This window comes from Nocardia sp. NPDC050435 (assembly GCF_040655395.1).
Taxonomy (GTDB): Bacteria; Actinomycetota; Actinomycetes; order Mycobacteriales; family Mycobacteriaceae; genus Nocardia.
Map to the genome: position 1 here is coordinate 463,589 of NZ_JBFAJW010000006.1, position 25,175 is coordinate 488,763.

The following is a 25,175-nucleotide window of genomic DNA, read 5'->3' on the forward strand; positions in this document are numbered from 1 at the left end:
TCCCAGACGGTTGCGGCCGGGTCAACGCGCCGGGAGGATATTGGCGTTGTGGTGGAAGACGTTGTCCGGATCGTAGGCGGCTTTCACCGCGGCGAGCCGATCGAGCTTGGCGCCGTAGACCGCGCGCAGCTCGGCGTCGTCGAATTCGATCTGCCCGTTGACGTAGCTGCCCGCCAGACCGCAGTGCGGCTGCAACCCGAACCAGAAGTCGCGGACCCAATCACGCTCGGCGGCAAGCTCTTCCGGCACCGGGGTGAGGCCGACCAGAAACAGCTGCCAGTGCGGAACGCGCGGGCCGCCGTAAGCGGTGGCGTCGTCCTCGACCGCGCTGAACGCGCCGTCGAGCCGGTAGCACAGCGCCAGCGACAGCGCGGACCGCTTGCGCGGGATGTGCGCGACGAACTGCTCGAGCACCGCGTCGCTGAGTTCGGCGATGCGGGTGCCCTTTTCGTAGGCGTGCACGCCGTGCGCGTTGATCTCGTCGATCATCTGCTGCAGCGCCACGTACGGCATCGGGGTCGACATCTCGAACAGCGGCGTCAACCGGGCGCGGAACAGCTCGAGCACCTCCCGATGCTGTTCGGCGCCACCGAAACCGGTCACCAGCAGGACCCCGCCCGGTTGCCCCCGAACGGGTTCGGGCACGAACGGCGCAGGCGGCGCGTTGAGCGCGCCGAAAACGACGGTGACATCCCTCGGCAGCCCCGGAATCAGCTCGCGTGCCGCACGCAGCATCTCGGTGAGCTGATCGAGCCCGAAGAACAGCATCGCGTGGTGCACGATCGGCCCGGCCTCCTGCAGGCTGAACTCGAATTCGGTGACCACCCCGAAATTGCCGCCGCCACCCCGCGCGGCCCACAGCAGTTCCGGGTGCTCGCGCGCCCGCACGATCCGCCCGTCCGCGAGCACCACCTGCGCGTCCACCAGGTGGTCGATGCTCAGCCCGGCCCGCCGGGTCAGCCACCCCATCCCGCCGCCGAGCGTGAGCCCGCCGACCCCGGTGTGGCTGACCATGCCCGACGGAATCGCCAGACCGTACTCCTGGGTGGCCCGGTCCAGATCGGCGAGCAATGCCCCGCCGCCTGCCCAGGCGGTGCGCGCCACCGGATCCACCCGGACCGCGCCGAGCCCGCGCAGATCGATCATCAGTGCCCCGTCGGCCACCGCCGTACCCGCCGGATTGTGCCCGCCCCCGCGCACCGTGATCTCCAGCCCCGCAGCCCGCGCGAACAGCACGGCCGCACTGACATCCGCGGCGCTCACGCACCGCGCGATCGCCGCCGGCCGTCGATCGATGGCCCCGTTCCACACCCGCCGGGCCTGGTCGTAACCAGGGTCGGCGGGCTCCACCAGCTCCCCTTCGAGTTGCCCCCGCAGCGCGTCGAAATCGATCGAAGTCCGAGTCATCAGACGTCCTTTGATGGATGGTTTCCTGACTGAGAAAGCCCGAGCCGCCCATCCAGTATCGGCGCCGCGCACCGATCCACCGCTACCCGAATCACCGCCCGCCGCCCCCGGCGAGCCGAGTAGCCCGGTACCCGGTGCCGGCCTCAGGACCGGTCTGGACAGAGCGGGCGCGGCGGGCCGGAGCCGACCCACGTATCCCACTCCCGGGCACTCATGTCGACCCGTAGCTTTTCGCAGATCACGGCGGCTACATCGGCGTAGAGACGCCACACCCGGACACTGCGCTGGGCGTCCAGCGTGAGGAAGCCGAAGCCGGGGTGATAGGCGAGCCGCTCGAGCGATTCGCCGGGATTCGACGCGCCTCCGACGTATTTTCCCGTCACCGCGTTCCAGATCCGCATCGAGTTGTCGGAGCCTACGGAGGCGACGAGGGTGCCCTCGCGGTCGAATGCCAGCGCCTGGATGTCACCGACGTGCCCGGCCACCGTATCGGCGACGGGTTGCCCGGACACGATGTCCCACACGATGATCGGGCCGGACCCGGCGCTGGTGGCCAGGCGGTTTCCGTCCGGCGCGAAGACGAACTCCTCCGGTGCGACGTCGCGGCCGATCGGCACCCCCACCTGCCTGCCTGTCTCGATGTCCCACACCGTCACGGCGATGTCGTGGCCGCCCAGCGCGATCCGCGTTCCGTCGGGGCTGATCGCGAACCCGGGCACGATCAGCCCGGCCCTGGTCTCGATCGGCACACCGACCGGTGCGCCGGTGATCGCGTCCCAGATCTGGACCGTGTCCCCGTCCGAGGTGACGACGAGCGGGCGGCCGTTACGACCGAATGCCGGGTGCGCGATCGCCGACCGCGCGGTGTTCGTACGCCCGACCTCGACCCGGCCGGTATCGAGATCCCAGACCCGGACTTCGCCGTCCATCGCCAAGAACATCAATTTCCGGCCGTCGTTACCGAGGACGAATCCCCGGTTGTCCCAGCAGGAATCGCGATCCCGCAACGATCTGACCAGGTCCCCGGTCCGGGTATCCAGAACCTGAATTTCACCACCCTCGACGCACCGGACCAGGCGCGAACCGTCGGCACTGAACCAGACGACGAGTTCGAGGTCGTTGTCCGGCCGCGCGACGGCCGCGGGGAGCGACTCCGAGTCGGGCTCCCACCGCCGGACCGTGCCATCGGTGCCGACGATGACGACACCGCTGCCCTCGGGTGTGAACCGCACCGCCGCCACCTCGGTGGCGTGCAGCGCCGCCACGCCGGCGACACGCGTCCGCTGGAGCGAGTCCCAGATCTTCACCCTCCCCTCGTCGTCACCGGCCACGAGCCGGTGGCCGTCCGGACTCAGCGCGACCGCCAGCACCGGACTGTCGTCGCCGATCACGAGCGGGGCCGCCAGGCTCGCTGTCTCGACATCCCACACCCGGATCGAGCCGTCCGACCCACCTGCGACAACCCTGTTCCCATCGGCGCTGAGCGCGACACTGGACACATCCGTCGTCGAGTAGACATCGGCACTGGCGGCCAGGACGCGCTCGAATCGGCGACCGGACTCGACATCCCGAATCTCGAGCCGGCTGCGCCCCCACAGGACTCGGCGGCCGTCGGCACTGAGCTCCAGATCGGCTGCCACATCCGACAGGTCGACCGGCCACGGTCCGCCGATGGCCGTGCCGGTCGCCACTTCGAAAACCCGGACCGTGCCCTGATAGGTGGACACCGCCAGGCGGGAACCGTCACCGCTGAAGGCCAGGCGCCCGATCGGCCCCTCGGACTCCAGCGTGGCGACCCGCTGCCCGTTCGTCGCGTCCAGCACCCGGATCTCCGACACTGCGGCGCCGACCCGGACCTCGGTGACTCTGGTCCCGTCAGGGCTGTAGACGCGGTCCCGGCCCGTCACGCGCGCGGCGGACCGATCCTCGAACCGCCCGGTAGCGGTATCCAAGACGCGCAGATTTCCGTCCGAGTCACTCAGAAATACGCGGCTCCCGTCCAGCGCGAAAGCGGGCGGCGCGCCCAGTTTCACCGCGTTGATCCACCGAAGTCCGCGATGGGTGTACAGCACGTCGAACGCCGCCGCCCGCACCTGATCCTGCTGGGAGAGCTGCAATGCGGCCAGCGCCAGCTGGAAGGCCCGGACATCCCCGCCGTCCCGATACCCGCTCAGGATCGCCTTGCTCTGGGCGACCAATTGCAGTGCCAGCGCCTCGCGTTCGCGCTCCTCCGCGGCCAGCCCGTTGCGCCGGGCCACGACGAACGCGGTCGCCGCCACCAGCATGATCACCACCGACAGCACCGACAGCACGAGCAGCAGCCGGGACCGCTGCTGGATGGCCGCCGCGGACTCCTGCGCTTCACGCTCGGCCCGCGCCGACGCGGCGGCGAGCGCCTCGGCAGCCTCCTGCCGCTCCCTGGCGACTCGCAATTCCTCCTGCTGGCGCTGCCTTTCGGCTTCGATCAGTTCGTTCTCCCGCCTGCGGGAGGCGGCCAGATAGCCGCGGATCGGCTCCAGCCGCTCCCGGAATCCCGGTGCCGTGGCCAGGGTTTCGGATTCGACGAGCCGGGTGCCCGCCAGCAGCCAGGCGTCGTCGCGCTCGTTGCGTTCCCAGGCGAGCGCGGATTGCTCCAGGGCGTCGGCGTCTTTGAGCGCTTCGGCTTCCGCGCGCAGCCAGCCGGCGAGTTCGTCCCATTGGCGCAGCAGGCTTTCCACCGCGACCTCGACGACGGTCTCGCCGTCGCGGTGGTCCTTGACCATCAGGCGGGCCTCGACGAAGCGATCGATCAGGGGCTGAGCGGCGGCCGGCAGATCGCTCCATCGGGCGATGCGCCGCAACGGCTGATCGTTCTCCGGGTTCACCGTCGCCAGCCAGGGAATGAAGGCGGTGCGCAGCAGTTTCAGCTGTGCGCGGCGTTCGGCCGGATCGCGGGCCAGCAGGTTGTCGACCTCGGTGCGCACTACCCGCGTCATGGCGCCCATGGCCAGGTATTCATCGAGGGTCAGGCGGCCGTCGTCGCCGTAGTCCTGGTACAGGCGCGCGAGGGTCAGCGCCAGCAGCGGCAGGGTGTCCGCGCCGTCGGTGCAATCGGCGACGAGTTTGTCGAGCAGGGCGGGTTCGAGGTCGAGGCGGCGGCCCGCGGCGGTCGCACGGGCGGCGGGACCAGTGATCACCTCGCGAAACCGTGTGCGCGGCAGCGGTTTCAGCTGATCGAAGACCAGGGTCTCGAGGTCGGCGAGCTGGGGTGCGGTCTGGAACGGTTCGTAGCGGTCGGTGCGGATGGTGAGGCAGACCAGCACGGGGACCTCGCCGGTGACCAGGTGGGCGAGCAACTCCAGCAGGTGATCGCCTTCGACTCCCGCGTCCGCGCCGAACATTTCCTCGGCCTGATCGATCGGCAGCACCAGACTCGGTGGCGCGTCCGCGGAGTCGACCAGCCGCTGGTGGGCGGCATCGGTGATGTCGCGCAGCAACTCTCGAATGAAACCGACCCGGCGCGGCAGTGCCGCCTTGATCTCGCCGAGCGAGGGGCCGTCCAATCCCAGCCGGGTCCGGGTGCCGTGGATCGCGGCCGCCAAGCCGTGCGCACCGGTCAGCGCCGCTCGTTCCGGGCGCACGATGTCGAGCACGACGAACCGCCGGTCGTCGCGTGCGAGCCGGGGCAGCAGGCCGGCGCGCAGAAAAGACGATTTCCCCGTGCCGGAGGGGCCGAGGATCGCGAAGACCGAAGGGCGACCGGCGGTTCGCATTCCCCGCAGCAGATCCAGAGCGCGCACGATCTGCGCGTCGCGCCCGAAGTAGATCGCGGCGTCGACGGCCTGGAACGGCTGCCAGCCGCGGTAGGGCGACCGCTCCGGGTCCGCCGGTGGCGGCCACGGAAAGTGTTGCGCGCCGATGCCCGCGGTGCGGAGCCCGGCCAGCAGCCGTTGCAGCCCTTCGGTGTGGAAGGCGACCGATTCGTAGCCGTGCACGTCGATCTCGGTGTGCGGGCCCGTACCGAACAGGTCGCAGCGCTGCCATTCGCGCGTGATGTCGGTGTCGGTCAGTCGCTCCAGGCGCACACTGAAGATGCGTTTGCCGAGATTCTCGGCGGTCCGGTACTCGACGACGCATTCGCGCGAGGCCTGCCAGTGCGCCGAGACCAGGCAGATCACCGCTTCACAGCGTTCGTTGGCGCGGACCAGCGCTTCCTTCCAGCGGGTGCCCGCGGGAATGCCGTTGTCCCGGTCGAGGTCGAGGAAGATGTCCTCGACCAGACCGGGATCTTGCTCGATCAGCCACTGCCGTAGCGCGATTGCCGCGGCGTTGTCCTTGCTCGAATGACTCAGGAATATCCGGGTCACCGGCTGCCCCTCCCCTGCCCGCTATTGCTGCGGCGGCTGCGCGTTGCGCTCGGCCTCGGTGACCCAGGCGCTCGTCTCCTGCGACACGATGCGTTCCACTCGCTCGGCCAGCACTTTTCGCCGGTCGGCGCCGCCGTATGCGCCCGCGCCGGCGAGGAACAGATGTTTTTGCTGCTTGAGCGATTCCGTCGTGGCGCGGTAGCGCAGCCAGTTCGCGTGCCACTGGAAGAGCTGCTCGGTGCCCTCGGCGACGACCACGACCGCGGCGAGTCCGGCGGTCAGCCACGCGGGCGCCGAGAGGGCCGCGACCACCGGCACCGTCGCTCCGACCAGCAGCTGCACGATCTTGATCGTCTTGTATGACCGTTGTGCCCGAGCGGATTTGGCGCGATACCAGCTCAGCTGCTCGACTAGCCGCGCCCACACCGGATCGTCCTGCGCCAGCGCTACCGCCGCGTCCCCCATATTCGCCTCCACCACAGCACAACTCATAGCACGGCGCGGCGGTCACCGCCGAGCGCGGCGTATGCCGCCGGACTTGCCGGCACGGTTCACAACTCGGGCCTCGCGCCATGCTCGCGAACCGGGCGGAAGCCCAATGGTGATGCGGCAGCTCGGGTTTCCTGGTAAGACTGCTGTGCCGCGGTTCACCACCGCGCGCATCGTTTTCGTCGGGGGGATAGCGCTGATGCATTCGGCTGTGCCTGTACAGGTTTCGGTCAGGACCACGCATGACGTGGCACGGTGACCCGGTCTGGCTCGCGGAGGTACTGCGCGCCGCAGGCCTGCGGGTCATCGAGCACGAGGGCTGGCGCGAGCGCGGGCACGGCGATTTCCGCGACATCCGCGGCGTGCTCTGCCATCACACCGGCGGTGGCGGGCCGAACGATTGGCGGATCGTGCAGCACGGCAGACCCGACCTGGCCGGCCCGCTCGCGCAACTCGTGCTGGAGAAGGACGGCACCTACCGGGTGATCGCCGCCGGTGTGTGCTGGCACGCCGGGGCGGGCAGCTGGCCGGGGTGGCCCACCGACGACGCGAACTTCCACACCATCGGCATCGAGGCGGTGTCGCAGGGGTGCGAGCCCTTCGATTGGACGCCGGCGCAGCTCGACGCCTATCACCGCGGCGCCGCGGCGATTCTGCGGCGCCTCGGGCGTGACGCCGGGGATTGCGTGGCACACCGGGAGTACAGCAGCGAGGGAAAGATCGATCCCGCGGGCCTCGACATGGACGAGTTCCGCCGGACGGTGCAGGAGATCATCGATGAAGGGGGCGCACGGATGAGTGCGGCGGACGTTGCTCGGATAGAAGAATTCATCACCGCGTTCTGCGGGCCGATCGGCAGCGATATCAAAGACATTCGCGAGCAGCTGTGCGGACAGGGGCAGCGCGACAATGGACAGTTCGGGGGCTGGCCGCAACTGGACGGCTTGACGCTGGTCGAGGCCATCGCCGACATCCGCACCCGCCTGGACAAACTCGAGCAGGGCGGTCTCGCGTGATCGACGTGCTCATCGTCGGCGGCACCTGGGCGCCGCACGGCCACCCCGTCACCGACGCCTTCGCCCAGGCGCTCGATCCGAGCCGGTTCACGACCCGGATGGTGCCCTACCCGGCCGATTACGGACGTCGGACCACTTTCGCCGACAGCCGGGCGGCCGGCGCCGCCGCGCTCGTGGAGGCGGTGCACCACACCGGCAATCGGGTCATTCTGGCGGGGTACTCGCAGGGCGCCGTCATCGCCGGCGATCTGGCCGCCGAGATCGGGTCGGGTCTGCGGCCCGAGATGGAGGTCCTGGCCTGCGCGCTCATCGCCGACCCGCTCCGGCCCGCGGGCGCGCACCTCGAGCCCGATCCCGGCGGCTACGGCATCGCCGGCGAGCGCACGATCGCGAACGTTCCCACCTTCTGGGCGGCAGCGCCGGGTGATCCGATCACCGCGCTGCCGCCGGGTAATCCCTTGCGCTCCATCGCCGATCTGTCCCAGTACTTCGCGCTGACCGACGCACAGGTGGTGCTGCGCTGGGGGCAGAGCCTGGTCGAGGTGGCATTGCAGCGCCAGATGCAGGACTGGTGGTCGGCGGAGAACTTCCAGAGCTGGGCCGGCGCGATCGCCTACGCGCGAGGCTATCTGCTCGATGGGCGGCACACCGAGGACTACGTGCGCTTCGGGCACGCGGCGCGGCTCGGCTCGGCGATCAACGACGCGGTGGCGGTCCACGCCTAGGTCAATGGGGGCGGTGCTCCCGGATGATGTCGGCGAGCCGGTGGTAGTCCTCGGTGCGGGCGGTGGAGGTGCGGAAGGCGAGGCCGAGGGTGCGGCCCGGGACGGGGGCGGCGAAGCGGGCCGTGTCGAGGGTGCCGCGGGTGGTTTCGGTGGGTACCGCCATTTCCGGGATCAGGCTGACGCCCAATCCGCCTGCGACGCACTGGACCACGGTGGTCAGGGAGGCGGCGCGGGTGTCGCCGACCGAGCCGGGGTGGGTGTCGGTGGCGCGGCAGAATTCCAGGGTCTGGTCGCGCAGGCAGTGGCCCTCGTCTAGCAGGAGTAGCGGCAGCGTGGTCAGGCTGGCGGCGGCGATGTCGTCGCGGCCGGCCAGTTCGTGGCCGCGCGGCGTGACGAGCACGAATTCCTCGGTGTACAGCGGAATTTCGGTGAGACCGCCGGTCTCGGTGGGCAGCGCGAGCAGCGCCACGTCCAGCACGCCGGTGCGCAAACCGTCCAGCAGCCGGGCGGTCCGGTCCTCGATGACCTGCGGGGCCAGCGCGGGGACCCGGCGGCGTAATTCCGGCAGCAACGCCGGCAGCACGTAGGGCGCGACGGTGGGGATGATGCCCAGCCGCAGCGTGCCGCCGAGCCCATCTCCGGTGGCGGAGGCCACGAATCGATCCGCGGCCTCGAGAGTCGCCATCGCCTCCGGCAGCAGGCGCGTGCCCTCGGCGGTCACCAGGACGCGGCGGGTGCTGCGCTCGATCAGCTGCAGCCCCAGTCCGTTTTCGAGCGCGGCCAATGCCTGCGATAACGTGGGTTGGCTCACACCGAGCCGGGCGGCCGCGGTACCGAAATGGCGATACTCCGCGACAGCTACGAACGCACGCAGCTGTGACAGTGTGGGCTGATAAGTCTGATCAGTCACGCCTATCAGTGTAGTGCGACTGATCACCTTTACCTTTCACAGGCTCGTAGGCAAGATCGCAACGGCACACGCTTCTGAAACATCTGCGTTCAACCCCCACCCAAAAGAACGAGGAGACAAGCATGGCCCTGCTGACCATTGGCGACCAGTTCCCGGCATACAACCTCACCGCCGTCATCGGCGGTGACCTGTCGAAGGTCGACGCTCAGCAGCCTGACGACTACTTCACCCAGATCACCTCCGACGATCACGCCGGCAAGTGGCGGATCGTCTTCTTCTGGCCGAAGGACTTCACCTTCGTCTGCCCCACCGAGATCGCCGCGTTCGGCAAGCTGAACGAGGAGTTCGAGGATCGTGACGCGCAGGTCCTGGGCGCCTCGGTGGACAACGAGTTCGTGCACTTCCAGTGGCGCGCGCAGCACGAGGATCTCAAGACCCTGCCCTTCCCCATGCTCTCCGATCTCAAGCGTGAGCTCGCGGCCGCGGCCGGCGTGCTGAACAACGACGGTGTCGCCGATCGCGCCACCTTCATCATCGACCCGAACAACGAGATCCAGTTCGTGTCCGTGACGGCCGGTTCGGTCGGCCGCAATGTCGACGAGGTGCTGCGCGTGCTCGACGCGCTGCAGTCCGACGAACTGTGCGCCTGCAACTGGAAGAAGGGCGACCCGACCATCCAGGCCGGCGAGCTGATGACCGCCAGCGTCTGAAACCCGCTCCCGCACAACCAGATCCGAATTCCGTGAATCGCAAAGGAACGTATTTCGAATGAGCATTGAGAACCTGAAGAACTCCCTCCCCGAGTACGCCAAGGACCTCAAGCTCAATCTGTCCTCGCTCAGCCGCACCACCGTGCTGAACGAGCAGCAGCTGTGGGGCACCCTGCTCGCTTCGGCGGCCGCGACCCGGTCGGCGAGCACGCTGCGCGAAATCGCCGAGGAAGCCGCCGACACCCTGTCCGTGGCGGCGTACGACGCCGCGCTCGGCGCCGCCTCGATCATGGGCATGAACAATGTGTTCTACCGGGGCAAGGCGTTCCTGGACGGCCGCTACGACGACCTGCGCGCGGGCCTGCGGATGAACATCATCGGCAACCCGGGCGTGGACAAGGCCGATTTCGAACTGTGGTCCTTCGCGGTCTCCTCGATCAACGGGTGCGCGCACTGCCTGGAAGCGCACGAGAAGACGCTGCGTGAGGCCGGCGTGTCCCGTGAGGTGATCTTCGAAGCGCTGCGGGCGGCCGCGATCGTGGCCGGTGTCGGCCAGGCGGTGGAAGCCACCCAGACCCTGGCGTCCGTGTCGGCGTAATTGTCGTGTTTCCGGCCCCGTTCCCGGAAGGGGCGGGGCCGGAGCCGTTTTTCCGGGAGCCGGTAGGCTCCGAAGCAAGGGTCGAGTGGGAGGAGCGGAGGCCATGAGCGTGCGTGTCGAAGTCGTTCGAGTGTTCACCGATTCGACCGGGCGGTTCGGCAACGAACTGGGACTGGCGCAAGCAACCGAGGTCGCCGAGGCGGATCGGCAGGGGCTGGCCGCCAAGGCCGGATACAGCGAGACGGTGTTTCTCGGCGCACCCCACGATGGTGTCGCGCCCGTGCGCGTCTTTACCCCGGCCGTGGAACTTCCGTTCGCCGGGCATCCGACGGTAGGCACCGCGTGGTGGTTCGCTCAGCAGGGGACGCCGGTGCAGGCGCTGGACGTACCGGCCGGGCGGGTCGCCGTCGCCTACGCCGACGCCCTGACCTGGGTGACCGCCCGCGCCGCCTGGGCACCCGATTTCACCTTCCACCAGGTCGCGGATGTCGCGGAACTCGCCGCGCTGCGCCCGGAGAAATTCGCCGCCGGCCAGCACTACTTCTGGACCTGGGTGGAGGAGCACCGCGGCAGCGTCCGCTCTCGAATGTTCGCTCCCGCCATGGGCATCGCCGAAGACGAGGCGACGGGCGCCGCCGCGGTGGCCCTCACCGCCCGGCTGGGCTGCGGCCTGACGATCACGCAGGGCGCGGGTTCCCAGATCTTCACCGAGTGGGACTCCGACGGCTGGGTCCGCCTCGGCGGACGCGTGGTGCCGGAGACCGTCGTCGAGCTCTAGCGCTGCTGCCTGCGCCGCAGGATCAGCCACACGATCAGCGCCGTCAGCAGAGCGGCGGCGGTGACCGGGGCAGCCGGTTGGCGGCGCGCGTAGTCGGCGGCCTGCTTGCTCCGCTCCACCACCGGTTCCGGTGCGGCGGCCTCGACCTTCTCGGCGAGTTCGCGCACCTGCGCTTTGGCCTGTTCGGACGCCTCCCCGACAACGACGCGTGCGTCGGCCGCCTGCTGCCGGGCCGTTTCCTTGGTCTCGGCCGCCTGCTGGCGGACCGCCTCGGTGGCTTCGGCGGCTTTGATTCGCGTCGCCTCTTTGGCCTCGCTCGCCTTCTGGCTCGCAGCCGCTTTCGTCTCGGCGGCCTTGGCCTGAGCCGCCTGCTTGGTCTCGGCCGCCTTGGCCTGGGCGGCCTGCTTGGTCTCGGCGGCCTTGCGGCGGGCGTCGTCCTTCACCTCGGCGGCCTTGCGCTGGGCGTTGGCCTTGACGTCGAGTTTGTCGGTGAGTTCGGAGACGGTCTGTCCCAGCTCCTCCCGCGTCCGGTCCCGCTCGGCGCGCACCGTCTCGGCGTCGGCCGGCTGGCTGATCACCGGCTGCACCGGTGCGGAATCGGCCTCCCCGGGCCGTCGTTCGTCGGTCATCGCTTGCTCCCGTCCTTGATGCTGTCGATATCGCGTTTCACGCCCGCGACGGCCTCCTCCGGCAGCGGCGGCACCGCCTGCCGGACGTTCTTCTGCCCCAGGAAGGCCAGCAGCCCGGCCCCCGCCAGCAACACCACGCCGACGATCAGCGCGGCGGCCCAGGCCGGCAGCACGATCGCCAAGGCGAGAACGACAGCCGCGATCAGCGCCGCGCCGCCGTAGAAGGCGAGAACGGCGCCGATACCGGCCAGACCCGCGCCGCGCCCGGCGCGTTTGCCCTTGTCCACCAATTCGAGTTTGGCGAGCTGGATTTCGTCGCGGATCAGTCGGTTCAGCTGTTCGGTGGCATCGTTGACGAGTTCGGCGATCGTTCGCCGTTCCTCCGGCGGCACACTCCGTGTTTCGGTCATGGTTCGTACCTCCCAGTCGTCGGCCGTGTACCCGGCGCCACGCCGGGCAAACACGCCGACGCTCAGGCGATGACCGCGCCGATCAACATGTAGGCGGTGCCCAGATCCATGACGAGGTGCGGCACCAGCGCCGAGGAGAGCAGCGGGCCGCCGGGGTGTCCGAGCCAGTGCCGGCCGCCGGTGCACAGGACGGCGAGCGCGTCCACGACGAACAGCGCCGCGAGTCCGAAGGCGACGACGGGCGCGGGCCCGGTGTGCCCCGACGCGGTGTGCCCGGACATCGCGTACAGCATGGCCCCGGCCGCGATCAGGTGGTATCCGATCGCGACGACGTGCGCGCGGGACCCGCTGCGCCACTCCGGAATTCGGGTCAGCAGCAGCGCGCCGAACACCACCGTCATCGCGATCAGCACGCCCCGCAGCGCCTCCGGATTCGCCTCGGCCGGGAAAACCAGCATCGCCAGCATCACCAGGCACATGAGCAGATGCGCGGCATCGGACTCGTGCTGCGCCGCCTCGCTCCCCGGCGGCGCACACCCCGAATTCCCCTGCGCCCGTGCCGGATTTACCTCCGAACGGGAACCGGCGGCCTCGGCGAGCCCGCCCCGGACCACCACCCGCTCACCCCCGAACCCGCTCCCGCGCACCGCCTCCCCCGTCCCGGCCACCGGCCGCACCGGCGCGGACAGCCGCCCGATCACGATCATCGACGCCACCAGAAACGCACCCACCACCAGCCACCGCAAAACGACGTACTCCTGCACGAAATGCGCCACACCCACCACCTCTCGTCGCAACGATCGAGGTCCCCGCCCACCATGCTCGCACCCCCACGCCACTGAGGGCACCCTTTCCCCGTAACCCGCACCCGCACTCCAGCTTCCACCCAGCATCACCGCGCTCCCCCGGACCCGCTGCCGCAGCGGGACGTTCGGCACCGCGCTCGGTCGCGCAACACTCCGCACCGGCCGCCGCCAGGGCAACCTGCCGGTCACCATGGACGAAGCCGATTCCAGCCAGGACTCTCGCTCAGCGGACGCGGAATACCGGCCCGCGGGGATGGAACGGCAGACTCGCGCCGGCCGGGAGCAGGTAGGCGTGTTCGCGCCGCACGCGCAGCACATCGCAGTAGCCGTCGGTGATGACGAGGATCGGGCCGTCGGGTGGGAAGTCCTCGGCACGCTCGAGCAGACGGATCGCGGGTTGCAGGGTGGTGCCGCCGCGACCGCGGACGCGCACGCCCCGGGCGATCTCGTCGACCGGGAGGTACCCGGCGTCGTAGGGTGCGGCGTCGCAGTAGACGACGCGGGCGCGGGGAACATCGCGCGCGGTGGCGTAGGAGGCGATGGCGCCCAAGGCTTTTCCGAGCAGTCGCACGTCCATGGAGCCGGAGGTGTCCAGTACCACGCCGAAGGTGGGCAGGCGCACGTCCTCCTCCGGACGCACCCAGGCGGGGCGCGGGATGCCGGGGGTCGCGGCCTGGCGGCGAGACGCGCGGGCGTAGCTGCGTTTCTTGTCCACGGACGGGATGTGCTCGTCGAACCAGCGGGCCAGGGCGGCGTCCCAGGGCAGCGGCGGGTGGTCCAGCGCGCGGATCGCCTCCTCCAAACCGGCCGGTACGCTGCCGCGTCCGTGGTTGTGGTGGTAGGCCAACCCGGTGACCAGCGCGCTGCGGTAGTACTCGTCCAGGTCGACGAAGCGGCCCGCGCTGCCGGGACGCGGCAGGGGTTCACCGAGCACGTCGCCGCGCCCACGCCCGCGCAGGGTGGCGAGCTTGCGCAGGCGGCGCAGATCGGTGGCGATCCGGTCGTAGACCTCCTCCGCGGAAAAGCCTTTCAGATCCGGGTCGTGGAGCAGGCCGTCCGGCATCTCGCCGACGCCCATCTCCACGAGCCAGCCGTTCACGACGTAGTCGCAGGCGATGTTGAACAGGTAGGGATCGCGCCAGCCGGCGCGCTCCCCGTGTCGCAGTGCGGCGTGCAGCATTTCGTGCGCCAGCACGAAACGCCATTCCGCGGTGCCCAGCCCGGCGAGCGGGTTGATGTAGATCTCGCCCGCCTCGGCGTTCACGGCGGCGATCGAGATGTCCCAGCCCCGCGCCAGGTCGACCTCCGCGACGATGGTCATACCCGTCGCCAGCGCGCCCAGCAGCGGGTAAGAGGACACGAACCAGTCCAGCGCCAGGTCCCACGCGCTCTTCGCCCGCGGCGCGCCCTGCTCCCGCTGCCCGCTCGCGGTTTCCAGCGCGGCGCGCGCCGCGTCGCCGAGACCGGCCGCGAACTGGGCGGGGTAATCGCGCTTCCGCGCGGTCTCGGCGTCATCGATCACGAAATCGACCGGGTCCGGGCGCTGATAAGCGGCCGGGACGCCGGAATCCCGCCAGCGCGCCGCGGTCTCGTGCTCGTCGGCCAACGCGGGCGCGTCCGGGAACTCGAGGGGGCGGCTGCCGATCTTCATCGTCACCAGATACTGGTCGACGACCGCGCAGCAGGCCGCCCGGTAGGCGGGATGCGGCACGCCGTCGGCGAGGATGTGGCCGCCCTGCGTCGACCGCGGGTCCAGGTGCCCGAATCCGGCGTGCAGCAGGCAGTGCGCGAACACCCACGCCCACTCCCCGGCCGCGGCCCGGCGTTTCGGGTGGTGTCCGATGCCCCGGTCGTCGATGTGGGCCCAGACCGCGCGTGGCGTGTGCTCGTCGAGTTCGTAGAGCCGGTCGGGCAGATGCCGGAAGGCCGGGTGCGCGTGCGCGAGCCGCCAGCCGTCGAGCACCGCCTGCCGCCACGGCTCGATCCGGCCCTTGCCGCCGCGAGCCATCAGCGCCGCGCCGCCAGCCGCGGCAGGTCCCGGCTCACCTCGATGAGGAACCACGACGGCAGCACCGGCACCCCGTCCGCGTCGGAGGCGATCACCAATTGCGCGCACTCCAGCGAGATCTCGGCGAGCTCGACCAGCATTGCCTTGGCGCGCACGAGGAATCGCTTGGTGGCCGGTGAAACGTGCTCGCGCGCACCGGGCAGCTCCTTGACCAGCCGGGCCCGGAAGGCCTCGGACAGGAAGTAGAGCAGATCCCGGTCGGCGGGTTCGCGCGGCCACTGCGCGTCACCCTTCAGCACGGCCTCCAGATCGTAGGCGTGCCGGATGGTCTTGACGAACGCGCGGAACCCGGACGCGTGCGCGGCGGTCAGCGTGCCCGCGGTGAGCACCGCGAGCACGGCCTCGTCGAGTTCGTCGCCGCAGGAGTGCAGAGCGTCGGAGAGCATGTGCCAGCCACGCGGCGTGGAGAACGGCGCCTCGGTCTTGGGCGGCTTGGACCACAGATGATCCGGCCGCTGGGTGAGATACCGCACGATCCACGGATGCATGTCGTTGGCGGCGGCCCACTTCAGCCAGTCGTCGACGTCGGCCCGCAGATGCAGGTGGACCAGGCGGTTGACCAGTGCGGAGGCCATGGGCCGGGCCAGGGCGTTGTCGGTGGCCCGGTTGCCGGCGCCGATCACCACCGACCCCGCGGGCAGCTCGTAGGTGCCGATGCGCCGATCCAGGATCAGTGAGTAGAACGACTTCTGCACCTCCGGCGACGCGGCGTTCAGTTCATCGAGGAACAGGCAGTACGGCTCGGGCCGGGCGATCAGTTCCGGCGGCGCGAAACGGCTGCGGTCCCCGACGATCTGGGGCACGCCGATCAGATCCTCGGGGGCGAGCTGAGTGCCCAGCAGCGTGACGCAGTCCAGGCCGAGCGATTCGGCGAAGCCGCGCACCAGCGAACTCTTGCCGATGCCCGGCGCACCCCACAGGAACACCGGCCTCACGACGGCGACGTGCAGCAGCAACTCCGGCAGCTGCGCCGGTGTCACCGTGACCGTGGCCTCCACAGATTTTCCTCCCCCTCGGAGCTTCGGAGGAGTCGACCGTACCGGCGCCGGCGTCGGCCGGGCCAGCGATTTTCAGCCCTGGGAGGGCAGGGCGTCCGGGCGGTGGCCCGGGGCCGCGGCGGTGCGGGCGAAGCGGCCCGGGGAGACGCCGCGCCACTGTTTGAACGCGTTCGAGAAGCTCGGCGCGCCCGAGTAACCCATGCGGTAGGCGACGTCCTCGACCGTGAGGCCGGTGGAGAGCAGGTCTTCGGCGAGGCTGCCGTAGGTCTCCGAGCACAGTTGCCGGTAGGAGGTGCCCTCCTCGGCCAATCGGCGGCGCATGGTGCGCAGGCTCAGGTTCAGGCTGGCGGCCACGTCCTCCTGGCCGAGGCGACCGTGCAGGCGCCGCATCAGGACCTCGCGCACCGCACCGGCCACGCCCTCGTGCAAACCTCTGCGCTCCAGGAGTTCCGCGCATTCCCGGTCGAACAGTTCCGCGGCGTGCGGGCTCGCCATCGGCATCGGCTGATCGAGTTCGACGGCGTCGAGGACGAGCACGTGGTGGCGGGCGCCGTCGGTGATCGGTATCTCGAAGTTCTCCAGGATCGCGCTGCTGCGCGCGGCCAGGCCGCCGGCGCATTCGACGCCCAGCAGCGGCGGTTTGGCGCCGACGATCAGCAGGTAGTTCACCAGAGCCGCGGCCAGATCGCGTTCGAAGAGGAAGGCGCGCAGGTCGGCGGGCAGCGCCGAATCGTCGACGAAGAGCAGCGCTTTGCCGTCGTCGAGCTCGTGCCAGACCCGGCTGAGCGAGGTGGACAGACCGATGTAGCGCACCATCGTGGCCAGGGCCGCCAGCACCGTCGGACTGCTCATGACCGCCAGGCTGTACACGCCGTGCATGGTGAGCCGGGTGCGCCGGCCCGCGTCCGCGCCGAGGCCCGGCTCGTCGCCGAATCGGGTGACCAGGTTGCGCACCAGCGCGAGTTCCTGGGCCGCGGTGACCTCGCCGGCGGGATCGAGCAGCACCGCCGGGTCGATTCCCGTGCCGCGCAGGACCTCCGCGGCCTCGGCACCGCGCGCGCAGGCGACCTCGACGAGCACCGCCGAGCTCGTCACAGTTCGCCGCCACTCCCAGGAGGACACGGATTCATGATTCTCGCCGCTGGCCGATATCCGCAAGGTTTTGGCCGAACCGCGCAAATGCCAGGCGGTTTCGCGTCAAGGGTGGTGAATCAGCCCGGCGCGGCGGCGCGATGCCGGTCCCCGAAGTTGCGAGCGAACCGGCCCGGCGAGACGCCGCGCCACTGTTTGAACGCGGTGGAGAAGCTGGGCGCGCCCGAGTAGCCCATGCGGTGGGCCACGTCCTCGACGGTGAGACCGGTCGCCAGCAGTTCTTCGGCCAGGGCGCCATAGGTTTCCACGCACAGCTGCCGGTAGGAGGTGCCCTCCTCGGCCAGGCGCCGGCGCATGGTGCGCAGGCTCATGTGCAGGCGCTCGGCCACGTCCTCCTGGGTGATGCGGCCGTTCATCTGGCGCAGCAGCACCTCGCGCACCGTGCCCGCCACCCCCTGGCTCAGGCCACGCCGCTGCAACAGCTCGGCGCACTGTTCCTCGTACAGCTGCGCCATGAACGGGCTCGCGTGCGGCATCGGGTGATCGACGTCGGAGGTGTCGAAGACCGCGACGTGGAATTCCTCCGCGTCGGTGATGGCGATCTCGAAGGGCTCCAGCAGCGGCAGCAGCCGGGGCTGCATGTCCGGGCGCAACTCACCGCGCTTGACCGGCGGCGGCACACCGAAGACCAGGAACCAGTTCGTCAGCAGGGCCGAGACGTCGCGCTCGTCCAGGAAGGCGCGCAGATCTTCCGGAAGATCGGAATCGTCCACGTAGACCCAGATCTCGTCGCCGTGATCGACGTGCCAGAGCCGGGCGAAGGAGGTGAGCAGGCTGATGTAGCGCAGGCCCACGTCGATGGCCGAGCGCATGGTGGGGCTGCTCAGAATCGCCATGCCCAGCGCGCCGTGCGTGGTGGCGCGCGTGCGCATGCCCGCCTCCGCGCCCAGACCAGGCGGATCGCCGAGCAGGGTGACCAGATTGCGTACCAGCGCGAGTTCCTGGGCCGCGGTGATCTCCGCACCGGGCGACTTGAGCACGATCGGATCGATGCCGGTGTCGCGCAGCAGATCGGTACGGGTCAGGTGGTGATAATCGGCGACGTCGACGAGGATCGCCGCGTTCGCGACCGATCGCCGCCACTCCCAGGAGGCCACGCCTCCATGGTTTCGCGCCACTGGCCGACACGCGAAAGGTTTTGGCCGGACATCAAAAGGACACGCCCTTGTCCTCTCTGTCCCGATATCGCCGGGTCGGCCGGTTTCCGCAAGCCCCTGGCCGGAGTTCGCAGGACACCCAGCAAACTCTGCGGACAGTTACCGCGAACTGGGCGCGCGCACTGGCCGAAGTTCGCAAGACTGGCCGGAATGCAGTGGCCGATATTCGCAACGGGCTGGCCGAAAGCCCTAAATCCCAAGCGATTTCACAGGATTGTGCGCGCAGCTGACCGCTTTGCGCAAGGTCATGACCTGATATCGCATGGCGCCCGTCCGGCCGCGGGCATAACGTTGTAGCTATCGTCGAGCAGACCAAGGTAGGCGAAACACAATGCCGAAGAAGACGCTTGCTGGAACACGAGTCGCGATCACCGGGGGTACGTACGGGATCGGCAAGGAGGCCGCGCTGGCCTTCCTCGCCGCGGGAGCGGAGGTGGCGATCGGCGATGCGGATCCGGGCAAGGTGCGCACGATCACCGCGCAGCTCAATCGGATTCACGGCGCCGGCGCGATCGGTCTACCGGTGGACGTCACCGACAGCGGCCGGTTCGCCGAATTCCTCGAACACGCCGAACGCCGGCTGGGCGGGCTCGACGTGGTGGTCAACGCCGCCGACATCGGGCCGACCGGCACCTTCCTCACCGAATCGCAGGCCGAATCGGACCGCCAGATCGATTGCAACCTGCGGGCGGTGGTCACCGGATCCCGTTTGGCCGGAATGCGATTCGTCGAGCAGGGGCACGGCCACATCGTCAATATCGGATCGGCCATCGGGGTCACCGCCTCGCTGGGCGCGGCCGTCTACTCCGCGACCAAGCACGCGGTGGTCGGGCTCGGCACGGCGCTGCACCGCGGCCTGGCCGAGCAGGGCGTCATCGTCAGCACCATCGCCCCCGGCTACGCCCCCGATCCGGAGACGGTGGCCGACGCCATCGTCGATTGCGTCGAGCATCAGCGCGCCGGACTGGTGGTGGTGCCGCCCAACGGCTGGTTCCGCACCGCCGTCCCGGATCCGGTGCAGCTGCGCCACACCATGCGCCGGATGCTGGGCATGGTCTGAGGTCACAGCTCGCGCAGCACGCGCTTGAGCACCTTCCCGGTGGGGTTGCGGGGCAGTTCGTCGACGAACAGCACATCGCGCGGCACCTTGAACCGGGCCAGGTTGCGCTTCACGTGCTCGCGCACCTCCTCGGCGGTCAGCTCGTGGCCGTCGCGGACCACGAGAACCGCGCGTAGCCGCTGACCGTGCTCGGGGTCCTCGACGCCGAAGGCGGTGACCTCCTCGATCGCCGGATGCGCGGCCAGCAGTTCCTCGACCTCGCCGGGGAAGACGTTCTCACCGCCGGAGACGATCATGTCGTCGTCGCGACCGTCGACGAAAAGCAGTCCGGCGCTGTCGAAGTGTCCGAGATCGCCGGTGGACATGAGCTTGCCGACGCGCTCCTTGTCACCGCCGCCGGTGTAGCCCTCGAACTGGTAGGTGTTGCCCACGAAGATCCGCCCGATCCGGCCGTCCGGCACCTCGGCGCCCCGGTCGTCCAGGATCTTCACGGTGGCGCTGGGCGCGGGCAGGCCGACGCAGCCGGGTTCGCGCGCCAGATCCGCCGGGGTGGCGATGGTCGCGTAGGCGACCTCGGTGGAGCCGTACACGTTGTAGACCACGGGGCCGAACGCGTCGGTGACCCGCAGGCACAGCTGCGCGCCCAGCTGCGAGCCCGCGACGAAGATGATGCGCAGCCGCGAGAAATCCCGTCCGGCAAAGGCTTCCGGGGGCAGGTCGACCAGGCGCCGCAGCATCACCGGGACGGCGATCAGCGCCGTCGCGCCGTGGCGTTCGAGACTGTCGAGCACCGCAACCGGATCGAACCGCCGGCGGATCACCAGGGTGGAGCCGAAGCCGAGCGCCAGCATGACGTGCGCGAAACCCAGCGTATGGAACAGGGGCGCAGGGCATTCGGTGATCTCGCGGGCCCGGAACGGGATCCGGCCCAGGATCGCGCCGAGCGGCGCGAGCGAGGTCGGCTCGCTGCGCGGCGCGCCCTTCGGCGTGCCGGTGGTTCCGCTGGTCAGCAGGATGATGCGGGCCGGGGTGGTGACGCGACGCGGCGGGGTCCGCGCGCCGCCGGCGATGAGGTTGTCCAGGGTGTCCACGCCGGGACGATCGGTCCAGGCGCGGTAGCGCCCGCGCGCGGGCGCCGAATCGCCCAGGACCGCGGCGTATTCGTCGTCGTAGACCAGCAGGTCGACGCCTTCGCGCGCGACCACCTCGCGCAGTTGCGGACCGGCGAAATCGGTGTTCAGCAACACGATCCGGGCGCCACACTTGGCGGCGGCGAACACCGCGTAGTGGAAGCCGCGATGGTTGCGGGCCAGGATCGCGACGCCCTCTCCGTCGCGCAGCCCGCGGGCCCGCCAGGCGTTCGCCAAAGCCGTTGTGCGCTCGTCGAGTTCACGGAAGGTGACGGCGCCGAGCTCGTCGATGAGCGCGGCGCGGTCGCGGTAGCGCTGGGCGGAGACGGTGACCAGCCCGCCCAGCATGCCCGAGCGCAGCATCGCCGCACCCATCCTGGCCAGCCGGTCCGGGCGCTCCGGGGCGAGCACGCCGGCGCGCACCGCCAGCGACAGGTAATACGCCTCGTCCGCCGCCCGGCGCAGCGCGCCCACCGCGGTACCGATCGGGTTGGCGAGCTTGGGCACCCGGCCCCTCCTCCCTCGCCCGCTCCGCTGCTGCGGGCAACTGCCCTCACAGTAGGGTCTGTCACATCGATCCGTCGACCGGATGCCGCGCGCGACCCGGCGGCAGGGTTCCGCGATGATGGACCGATGTCCAGCCCCGCCACCCCGCGCATCACCGTCGACGATCTCACCGGCCCGGACATCGCCGCCCTGCTCACCGCGCACTTGGCCGACATGCACGTGCACTCCCCCGAGGACAGCGTGCACGCCCTGGACCTGGACGCCCTCCGCAAACCGGAGATCACCTTCTGGAGCGCGCGCGAGCACGGCGAACTGGTCGGCTGCGTCGCGCTCAAGGAACTGGACCCCACCCACGGCGAGATCAAGTCCATGCGCACCGCCGCCGGGCACACCGGCCGCGGCATCGCCGCCGCCCTGCTCACCCATCTGGTCGCGGCGGCGCGTGCGCGCGGCTACCAGCGGCTCAGCCTGGAAACCGGGACCGCCGAGTTCTTCGCCCCCGCGGTGCGGCTCTACCAGCGGCACGGTTTCGAGTTGTGTCCGCCGTTCGCCGATTACGCCCCGGACCCGCACAGCGTCTTCCTGACCCTGCGGCTCTGAGCCCGACCTATATTGGAGCGCAGGACAAACGGGGGTGAGTGGCGCGCGCCGAAGGGCCGTGGTCTCGGCACACCGGAGAATTCGAGAGGGCAGCGAATTGGGTGAGCTGATGCGAGGACCGGAGCTCTTCCGGCGCCTGGAGGGCGCCACGTCGATGCTGATCGCCGGGGCCGGAGGCGGTTTCGACGTCTACGGCGGGCTGCCGCTGGCGTTCGCGCTGCGCGACGCCGGACGCACCGTGCACCTGGCCAACCTGTCGTTCACCGACCTGGCGGAGGTGGACCCGAACGGCTGGATCGACGAGCACGTCCTCGCGGTGACACCGGGGCTGGAGGGTCCGCCGCACTACTTTCCCGAAGGGGCACTGGCCGACTGGCTCGACGAGAACGACCAGCCGTCCACCGTCTACGCCTTTCCGCGCGCCGGTGTCCGCGCCCTGCGCTCCGGATATCGCACGCTGATCGCGAAACTCGGCGTCGACGCGATCGTGCTCGTCGACGGCGGCACCGACATCCTGCTGCGCGGCGACGAAAAAGGGCTGGGCACACCGGAAGAGGACGCGACCAGCCTGGCCGCGGTCGCCGGCCTGGACGAGATCGCGGTCCGGCTGGCGGCCAGCATCGGCTTCGGCATCGACGCCTTCCACGGCGTGAATCACGTGCACGTGCTGGAGAACATCGCCGAATTGGACGCCGCGGGAGCGTATCTGGGCGCGTTCTCGGTGCCGGGCTGGTCCTCGGAGGCGCGGCGCTACCGGGACGCGGTCGCGCACGCCGCGGCGCACACACCGAAGCGGCCGAGCCTGGTGCACGGGCAGATCGCCGCCGCGCTGCTGGGCCGGCACGGCCACGTCCGGGTCGGGCACCGCACCCGCGCCGACGATCTGTTCGTCAACCCGCTGATGGCGATGTACTTCACCTTCGACCTGCCGGGCCTGGCGGCTCGCAACGCCTACCTGCCGACGCTGGAGGACACCGCCAGCATGAGCGACACCCTGCACCGCATCGGCGCCTACCGCGCCCGGGCCACCCTGCGCGAGCCCCGCGCGTTTCCGCACTGAGGCTCGCGCCGGGCCTCAGCCGAGCGCCTTGGTGAAGCCTTCCACCAGTTCGTCGACCTGGGCGTCGGTCATCACGAAAGACGGGGAGATCTGCATCGCGCCCTGGCCCGCGGCACGGCTGGAAACACCGTGGGCGCGCAGGGTTTTCACCATCGGCAGGCCCTCGGCCGGGTCCGCCAGCTGCACCGCGGCGACCGCGCCGAGGCCGCTGCGGATCTCGGCGACGCGCGGATGCTCCGCCAGGGCCGCGAGCTTGGCGTGCAGGGTGGCCTCGAGCCGCGCGGACTCGCCGAGCAGCTGCTCACGCTCGATGATCTCGAGGTTGGCCAGGGCGGCGGCCGCCGCGGTGGCGTGCCCGCCGTAGGTGTAGCCGTGCCGCCACCAGACGCCGCCCGCGAAGAACGGCTCGGCGATGTGCGGCGCGATGAAGACCGCGCCCATCGGCAGGTAGCCGGAGGTGAGGCCCTTCGCGGTGGTCATCAGGTCGGGTTGCAGGTCGAAACGGCTGGAGGCGAACCAGGATCCGCCGATCCGGCCGAACCCGGTGACCACCTCGTCGGCGACGAAGAGGATGTCGTGGTCGCGGCAGATCTGACGCACCTCGGCCAGGTAGCCCTCCGGCGGCAGATAGACCCCGCCCGCGCCGATGATCGGTTCGCAGAAGAAGGCGGCGATGGTGTCGGCGCCCAGTTCCTCGATGCGGGCCAGCAGCGCCTTCGGGTCGTCCCACTCGATCACCCGGGTGTCGGCCATCAGCTCGCCGTAGCCTTCACCGTTGACCGGGATGCCGGCCAGCGCGGTGCCGCCGACATGCATGCCGTGATAGGCCTTCTGCCGGCTGATCAGGATCTTCTTCGCGCCGCGGCCCTGCTCCTGCCAGTAGCGGCGGGCCAGCTTGGCGGCGGTGTCGATCGAGTCGGAACCGCCGGAGGTGAAGAAGATCTTGCTGCCGGGCACCGGGGCGATGGTCGCGAGCTTCTCGGCCAGCTGCTGGGTGGCCGGGGCGGTGAAATCACCGAAGTTGGAGTAGTGCGCGATCTGCCGCAGCTGAGCGGCGACGGCGTCGGCGATCTCGCCGCGGCCGTGCCCGACATTGGTGAACCACAGACCGGCGGTGGCATCGAGATAGCGGGTGCCCGCCTGGTCCCAGATATAGGCGCCCTCGCCGCGCGCCACCACGAACGCGCCGTCCCGCTCCACCGCGCCCATGTCGGCGAACCCATGCCACAACGCTGTCATTCCAACCACCTCTGCTTCTCGGACTCCGCCGCGCCGCACCATCGGCCGGTCAGCTCGCTCAGGGCGAGGACCGCGACGGCGAGCAGCGCGAACGCCACACCCAGTACCACCAGGCCCACCGTCATCGAGACGTATCCCTGGCCGCGCGGGTCGAGGAACGGGTACGGGTACCAGTTCACGATCAACCCCCGGAACAGCGTATACGCGGCATATACCGCCGGGTACGCCAGCCAGGTGGCGACCAGGCGCGCGCTCACCCCGAGCACGTAGGGCGCCGCCACCCAGTCCACGACCAGCACGATCGGCAGCACCCGGTGCAGCACCGCGCTGATCCACGGATCCTCGGGCCCCAGCGCCACATTCGACAGCAGCACCGCGTACACGATTCCGGTGATGACCAGGTAGAGCGTGGCCGCGCCGCGCCACAGCTGCCAGCGCCGCCCGCTCGGATCGCGCAGGCCGCCGAGGAACAGGATCGCCACGGCGAGGATGTTCGACTGGACGGTGAACGAACTCAAATAGGCTGCCACGGTGTAGCCGGGTGTCCCCGACTGCTGCACCGGGCCGGCGATCAGGGCCAGCAGGCCCAGCACCGCGAAGGCCACCCTGGATGCCCGCAGCCAGCTCGGAGAACGCACCGAGCTGGGTGACACCGCGACGGCGTGCATCCAGCAAGTCTGCCACGGCGGGACCGCGACGACCCGGGCCGATCGATTCGCTCAGGGATTGCTCAGGCTGGGTTCGAAGCCGAGCGCCGCCACCGCGCCGCGACCGCGCCGAGCGCGAGGACCGCCACGGCCAGCAGGACGAACACCGCCACCAGCACGACCAGCGTGATCGCGAGCGGGCCGTACCCCTTGTCCCGGGGGTCGATGAACGGATACGGATACCAGTCGACGATCGGCCCGCGCACCAGCGTGTAGACGCCGTAGACCAGCGGATAGGCCAGCCAGCCGCCGATCAGTCCCGCGGTGGCGGTCAACCCGGCCGGGACGAGCAGCCAGTCCACGAACAGCACGATCGGGATCAGCCGGTGCATGATCACGTTGATCCACTGGTCGGTCAGCATCACGTCGACGTGCGCGAGCAGCACCGCGTAGACGATGCCGGTGATCACCATGTAGAGCGTGACCGCGCCGCGCACGACCTGCCACCGCCGCCCCGCCGGGTCGCGCAGGCCGCCGATCAGCAGCACCGCGGCCGCGAGGATGTTGGATTGAATGGTGAAGTAGCTGAAGAAGTTCGCCGTCGAGAAGGTGTCCTCGCCGAAGCTGTGCAGCGGCACCCAGACCAGGGCGACGACTCCGAGCACACCGAAGGCAACACGGAGGATTCGGATCCACTGCGGAGTGCCTGAGCTGGCCGTCATGAGCTGATGAT

The 25,175-nt window shown here is 70.0% G+C and carries 23 protein-coding genes; 8 read left to right on the forward strand and 15 right to left on the reverse strand.

Annotation, left to right across the window (positions count from 1 at the left end):
- Positions 1–21: 21 nt before the first annotated feature.
- The 3 genes from AB0I43_RS21425 to AB0I43_RS21435 all read right to left on the reverse strand — a co-directional run bounded on the left by AB0I43_RS21425 (position 22) and on the right by AB0I43_RS21435 (position 6,233).
- A complete protein-coding gene (locus tag AB0I43_RS21425; protein WP_356975399.1) occupies positions 22–1,407 on the reverse strand; it encodes an FAD-binding oxidoreductase in 1,386 nt (461 codons plus the stop codon).
- A gap of 143 nt (positions 1,408–1,550) precedes the next feature.
- The gene (locus AB0I43_RS21430) at positions 1,551–5,753 is read right to left on the reverse strand and encodes a TIR domain-containing protein (protein ID WP_356975397.1); all 4,203 of its coding nucleotides are present in this window, start codon (positions 5,751–5,753) and stop codon (positions 1,551–1,553) included.
- Between the two features lie 21 nt (positions 5,754–5,774).
- Positions 5,775–6,233: a DUF4231 domain-containing protein gene (locus tag AB0I43_RS21435; RefSeq protein ID WP_356975395.1), complete on the reverse strand. Its 459-nt coding sequence runs from the start codon at positions 6,231–6,233 to the stop codon at positions 5,775–5,777.
- Positions 6,234–6,484: 251 nt separating this feature from the next.
- Between AB0I43_RS21435 and AB0I43_RS21440 the strand changes: the two genes are divergently transcribed.
- Positions 6,485–7,258 carry an N-acetylmuramoyl-L-alanine amidase gene (locus tag AB0I43_RS21440; RefSeq protein WP_356975393.1) on the forward strand — a complete coding sequence of 258 codons (774 nt, stop codon included), beginning with the start codon at positions 6,485–6,487 and terminating at the stop codon, positions 7,256–7,258.
- Positions 7,255–7,983 (forward strand): PE-PPE domain-containing protein, encoded by a 729-nt coding sequence (locus AB0I43_RS21445; protein WP_356975391.1) that lies wholly within the window; start codon positions 7,255–7,257, stop codon positions 7,981–7,983. The genes AB0I43_RS21440 and AB0I43_RS21445 overlap by 4 nt, the downstream gene beginning before the upstream one ends.
- Before the next feature lies 1 nt (position 7,984).
- On the opposite strand, the gene AB0I43_RS21450 is transcribed toward AB0I43_RS21445, so the two are convergent.
- A complete protein-coding gene (locus AB0I43_RS21450) occupies positions 7,985–8,893 on the reverse strand; it encodes a hydrogen peroxide-inducible genes activator (RefSeq protein ID WP_356975389.1) in 909 nt (302 codons plus the stop codon).
- 122 nt (positions 8,894–9,015) lie between these two features.
- Between AB0I43_RS21450 and AB0I43_RS21455 the strand changes: the two genes are divergently transcribed.
- From AB0I43_RS21455 to AB0I43_RS21465, 3 genes are all read left to right on the forward strand, one after another.
- Entirely contained in the window at positions 9,016–9,603 is a 588-nt protein-coding gene (locus tag AB0I43_RS21455; RefSeq protein WP_356975388.1) for a peroxiredoxin, read from the forward strand.
- Between the two features lie 58 nt (positions 9,604–9,661).
- The gene (locus AB0I43_RS21460; protein ID WP_356975386.1) at positions 9,662–10,201 is read left to right on the forward strand and encodes a carboxymuconolactone decarboxylase family protein; all 540 of its coding nucleotides are present in this window, start codon (positions 9,662–9,664) and stop codon (positions 10,199–10,201) included.
- A gap of 103 nt (positions 10,202–10,304) precedes the next feature.
- Entirely contained in the window at positions 10,305–10,979 is a 675-nt protein-coding gene (locus AB0I43_RS21465; protein ID WP_357432583.1) for a PhzF family phenazine biosynthesis protein, read from the forward strand.
- Here the strand turns inward: AB0I43_RS21465 and AB0I43_RS21470 are convergent.
- The 7 genes from AB0I43_RS21470 to AB0I43_RS21500 form a co-directional block, all read right to left on the reverse strand.
- Entirely contained in the window at positions 10,976–11,608 is a 633-nt protein-coding gene (locus AB0I43_RS21470) for a DUF3618 domain-containing protein (RefSeq protein ID WP_356975382.1), read from the reverse strand. The genes AB0I43_RS21465 and AB0I43_RS21470 overlap by 4 nt on opposite strands.
- Complete coding sequence (locus AB0I43_RS21475; RefSeq protein WP_356975380.1) at positions 11,605–12,018, reverse strand: phage holin family protein; 414 nt, start codon at positions 12,016–12,018, stop codon at positions 11,605–11,607. The genes AB0I43_RS21470 and AB0I43_RS21475 overlap by 4 nt, the downstream gene beginning before the upstream one ends.
- A 62-nt stretch (positions 12,019–12,080) precedes the next feature.
- Positions 12,081–12,794 carry a DUF5134 domain-containing protein gene (locus AB0I43_RS21480; protein ID WP_356975378.1) on the reverse strand — a complete coding sequence of 238 codons (714 nt, stop codon included), beginning with the start codon at positions 12,792–12,794 and terminating at the stop codon, positions 12,081–12,083.
- 253 nt (positions 12,795–13,047) lie between these two features.
- Positions 13,048–14,886, reverse strand: a complete 1,839-nt coding sequence (locus tag AB0I43_RS21485) for a hypothetical protein (RefSeq protein ID WP_357432584.1) — start codon at positions 14,884–14,886, stop codon at positions 13,048–13,050.
- Positions 14,832–15,890 (reverse strand): MoxR family ATPase, encoded by a 1,059-nt coding sequence (locus tag AB0I43_RS21490; protein ID WP_356975375.1) that lies wholly within the window; start codon positions 15,888–15,890, stop codon positions 14,832–14,834. Before AB0I43_RS21490 ends, AB0I43_RS21485 begins: the two co-directional genes overlap by 55 nt.
- A 72-nt stretch (positions 15,891–15,962) precedes the next feature.
- Positions 15,963–17,012, reverse strand: coding sequence for an AraC family transcriptional regulator (locus AB0I43_RS21495; protein WP_356975373.1), 1,050 nt, complete (start codon positions 17,010–17,012; stop codon positions 15,963–15,965).
- 89 nt (positions 17,013–17,101) lie between these two features.
- Complete coding sequence (locus tag AB0I43_RS21500; protein ID WP_356975371.1) at positions 17,102–18,139, reverse strand: AraC family transcriptional regulator ligand-binding domain-containing protein; 1,038 nt, start codon at positions 18,137–18,139, stop codon at positions 17,102–17,104.
- A gap of 391 nt (positions 18,140–18,530) precedes the next feature.
- Here AB0I43_RS21500 and AB0I43_RS21505 point away from each other — a divergent pair, with 391 nt between their 5' ends.
- Positions 18,531–19,259, forward strand: coding sequence for an SDR family NAD(P)-dependent oxidoreductase (locus AB0I43_RS21505; protein WP_356975369.1), 729 nt, complete (start codon positions 18,531–18,533; stop codon positions 19,257–19,259).
- Between the two features lie 2 nt (positions 19,260–19,261).
- Here AB0I43_RS21505 and AB0I43_RS21510 read toward each other — a convergent pair whose 3' ends face one another.
- Complete coding sequence (locus AB0I43_RS21510) at positions 19,262–20,896, reverse strand: acyl-CoA synthetase (RefSeq protein WP_356975367.1); 1,635 nt, start codon at positions 20,894–20,896, stop codon at positions 19,262–19,264.
- A 126-nt stretch (positions 20,897–21,022) separates the two neighbouring features.
- On the opposite strand from AB0I43_RS21510, the gene AB0I43_RS21515 reads away from it, so the two are divergent.
- Both AB0I43_RS21515 and AB0I43_RS21520 read left to right on the forward strand, forming a co-directional pair.
- Positions 21,023–21,496 carry a GNAT family N-acetyltransferase gene (locus tag AB0I43_RS21515; RefSeq protein WP_356975365.1) on the forward strand — a complete coding sequence of 158 codons (474 nt, stop codon included), beginning with the start codon at positions 21,023–21,025 and terminating at the stop codon, positions 21,494–21,496.
- Positions 21,497–21,605: 109 nt separating this feature from the next.
- Positions 21,606–22,556, forward strand: coding sequence for a DUF1152 domain-containing protein (locus AB0I43_RS21520; RefSeq protein ID WP_356975363.1), 951 nt, complete (start codon positions 21,606–21,608; stop codon positions 22,554–22,556).
- A gap of 15 nt (positions 22,557–22,571) precedes the next feature.
- On the opposite strand, the gene AB0I43_RS21525 is transcribed toward AB0I43_RS21520, so the two are convergent.
- From AB0I43_RS21525 to AB0I43_RS21535, 3 genes are all read right to left on the reverse strand, one after another.
- On the reverse strand, positions 22,572–23,795 hold the full coding sequence (locus tag AB0I43_RS21525; RefSeq protein WP_356975361.1) for an aminotransferase class III-fold pyridoxal phosphate-dependent enzyme: 1,224 nt from the start codon (positions 23,793–23,795) through the stop codon (positions 22,572–22,574).
- Positions 23,792–24,463: a Pr6Pr family membrane protein gene (locus AB0I43_RS21530; RefSeq protein ID WP_356975359.1), complete on the reverse strand. Its 672-nt coding sequence runs from the start codon at positions 24,461–24,463 to the stop codon at positions 23,792–23,794. Before AB0I43_RS21530 ends, AB0I43_RS21525 begins: the two co-directional genes overlap by 4 nt.
- Before the next feature lie 62 nt (positions 24,464–24,525).
- Entirely contained in the window at positions 24,526–25,164 is a 639-nt protein-coding gene (locus AB0I43_RS21535; protein ID WP_356975357.1) for a Pr6Pr family membrane protein, read from the reverse strand.
- Between the last annotated feature and the right edge of the window lie 11 nt (positions 25,165–25,175).

Coding starts and splice junctions, on each gene's coding strand:
- AB0I43_RS21535 (WP_356975357.1), bottom strand. CDS start 25,164: ATGACGGCCAGCTCAGGCACTCCGCAGTGGATCCGAATCCTCCGTGTT.
- AB0I43_RS21505 (WP_356975369.1), top strand. CDS start 18,531: ATGCCGAAGAAGACGCTTGCTGGAACACGAGTCGCGATCACCGGGGGT.
- AB0I43_RS21440 (WP_356975393.1), top strand. CDS start 6,485: ATGACGTGGCACGGTGACCCGGTCTGGCTCGCGGAGGTACTGCGCGCC.
- AB0I43_RS21460 (WP_356975386.1), top strand. CDS start 9,662: ATGAGCATTGAGAACCTGAAGAACTCCCTCCCCGAGTACGCCAAGGAC.
- AB0I43_RS21525 (WP_356975361.1), bottom strand. CDS start 23,795: ATGACAGCGTTGTGGCATGGGTTCGCCGACATGGGCGCGGTGGAGCGG.
- AB0I43_RS21465 (WP_357432583.1), top strand. CDS start 10,305: ATGAGCGTGCGTGTCGAAGTCGTTCGAGTGTTCACCGATTCGACCGGG.
- AB0I43_RS21475 (WP_356975380.1), bottom strand. CDS start 12,018: ATGACCGAAACACGGAGTGTGCCGCCGGAGGAACGGCGAACGATCGCC.
- AB0I43_RS21470 (WP_356975382.1), bottom strand. CDS start 11,608: ATGACCGACGAACGACGGCCCGGGGAGGCCGATTCCGCACCGGTGCAG.
- AB0I43_RS21530 (WP_356975359.1), bottom strand. CDS start 24,463: ATGCACGCCGTCGCGGTGTCACCCAGCTCGGTGCGTTCTCCGAGCTGG.
- AB0I43_RS21515 (WP_356975365.1), top strand. CDS start 21,023: ATGTCCAGCCCCGCCACCCCGCGCATCACCGTCGACGATCTCACCGGC.
- AB0I43_RS21455 (WP_356975388.1), top strand. CDS start 9,016: ATGGCCCTGCTGACCATTGGCGACCAGTTCCCGGCATACAACCTCACC.
- AB0I43_RS21425 (WP_356975399.1), bottom strand. CDS start 1,407: ATGACTCGGACTTCGATCGATTTCGACGCGCTGCGGGGGCAACTCGAA.
- AB0I43_RS21520 (WP_356975363.1), top strand. CDS start 21,606: ATGCGAGGACCGGAGCTCTTCCGGCGCCTGGAGGGCGCCACGTCGATG.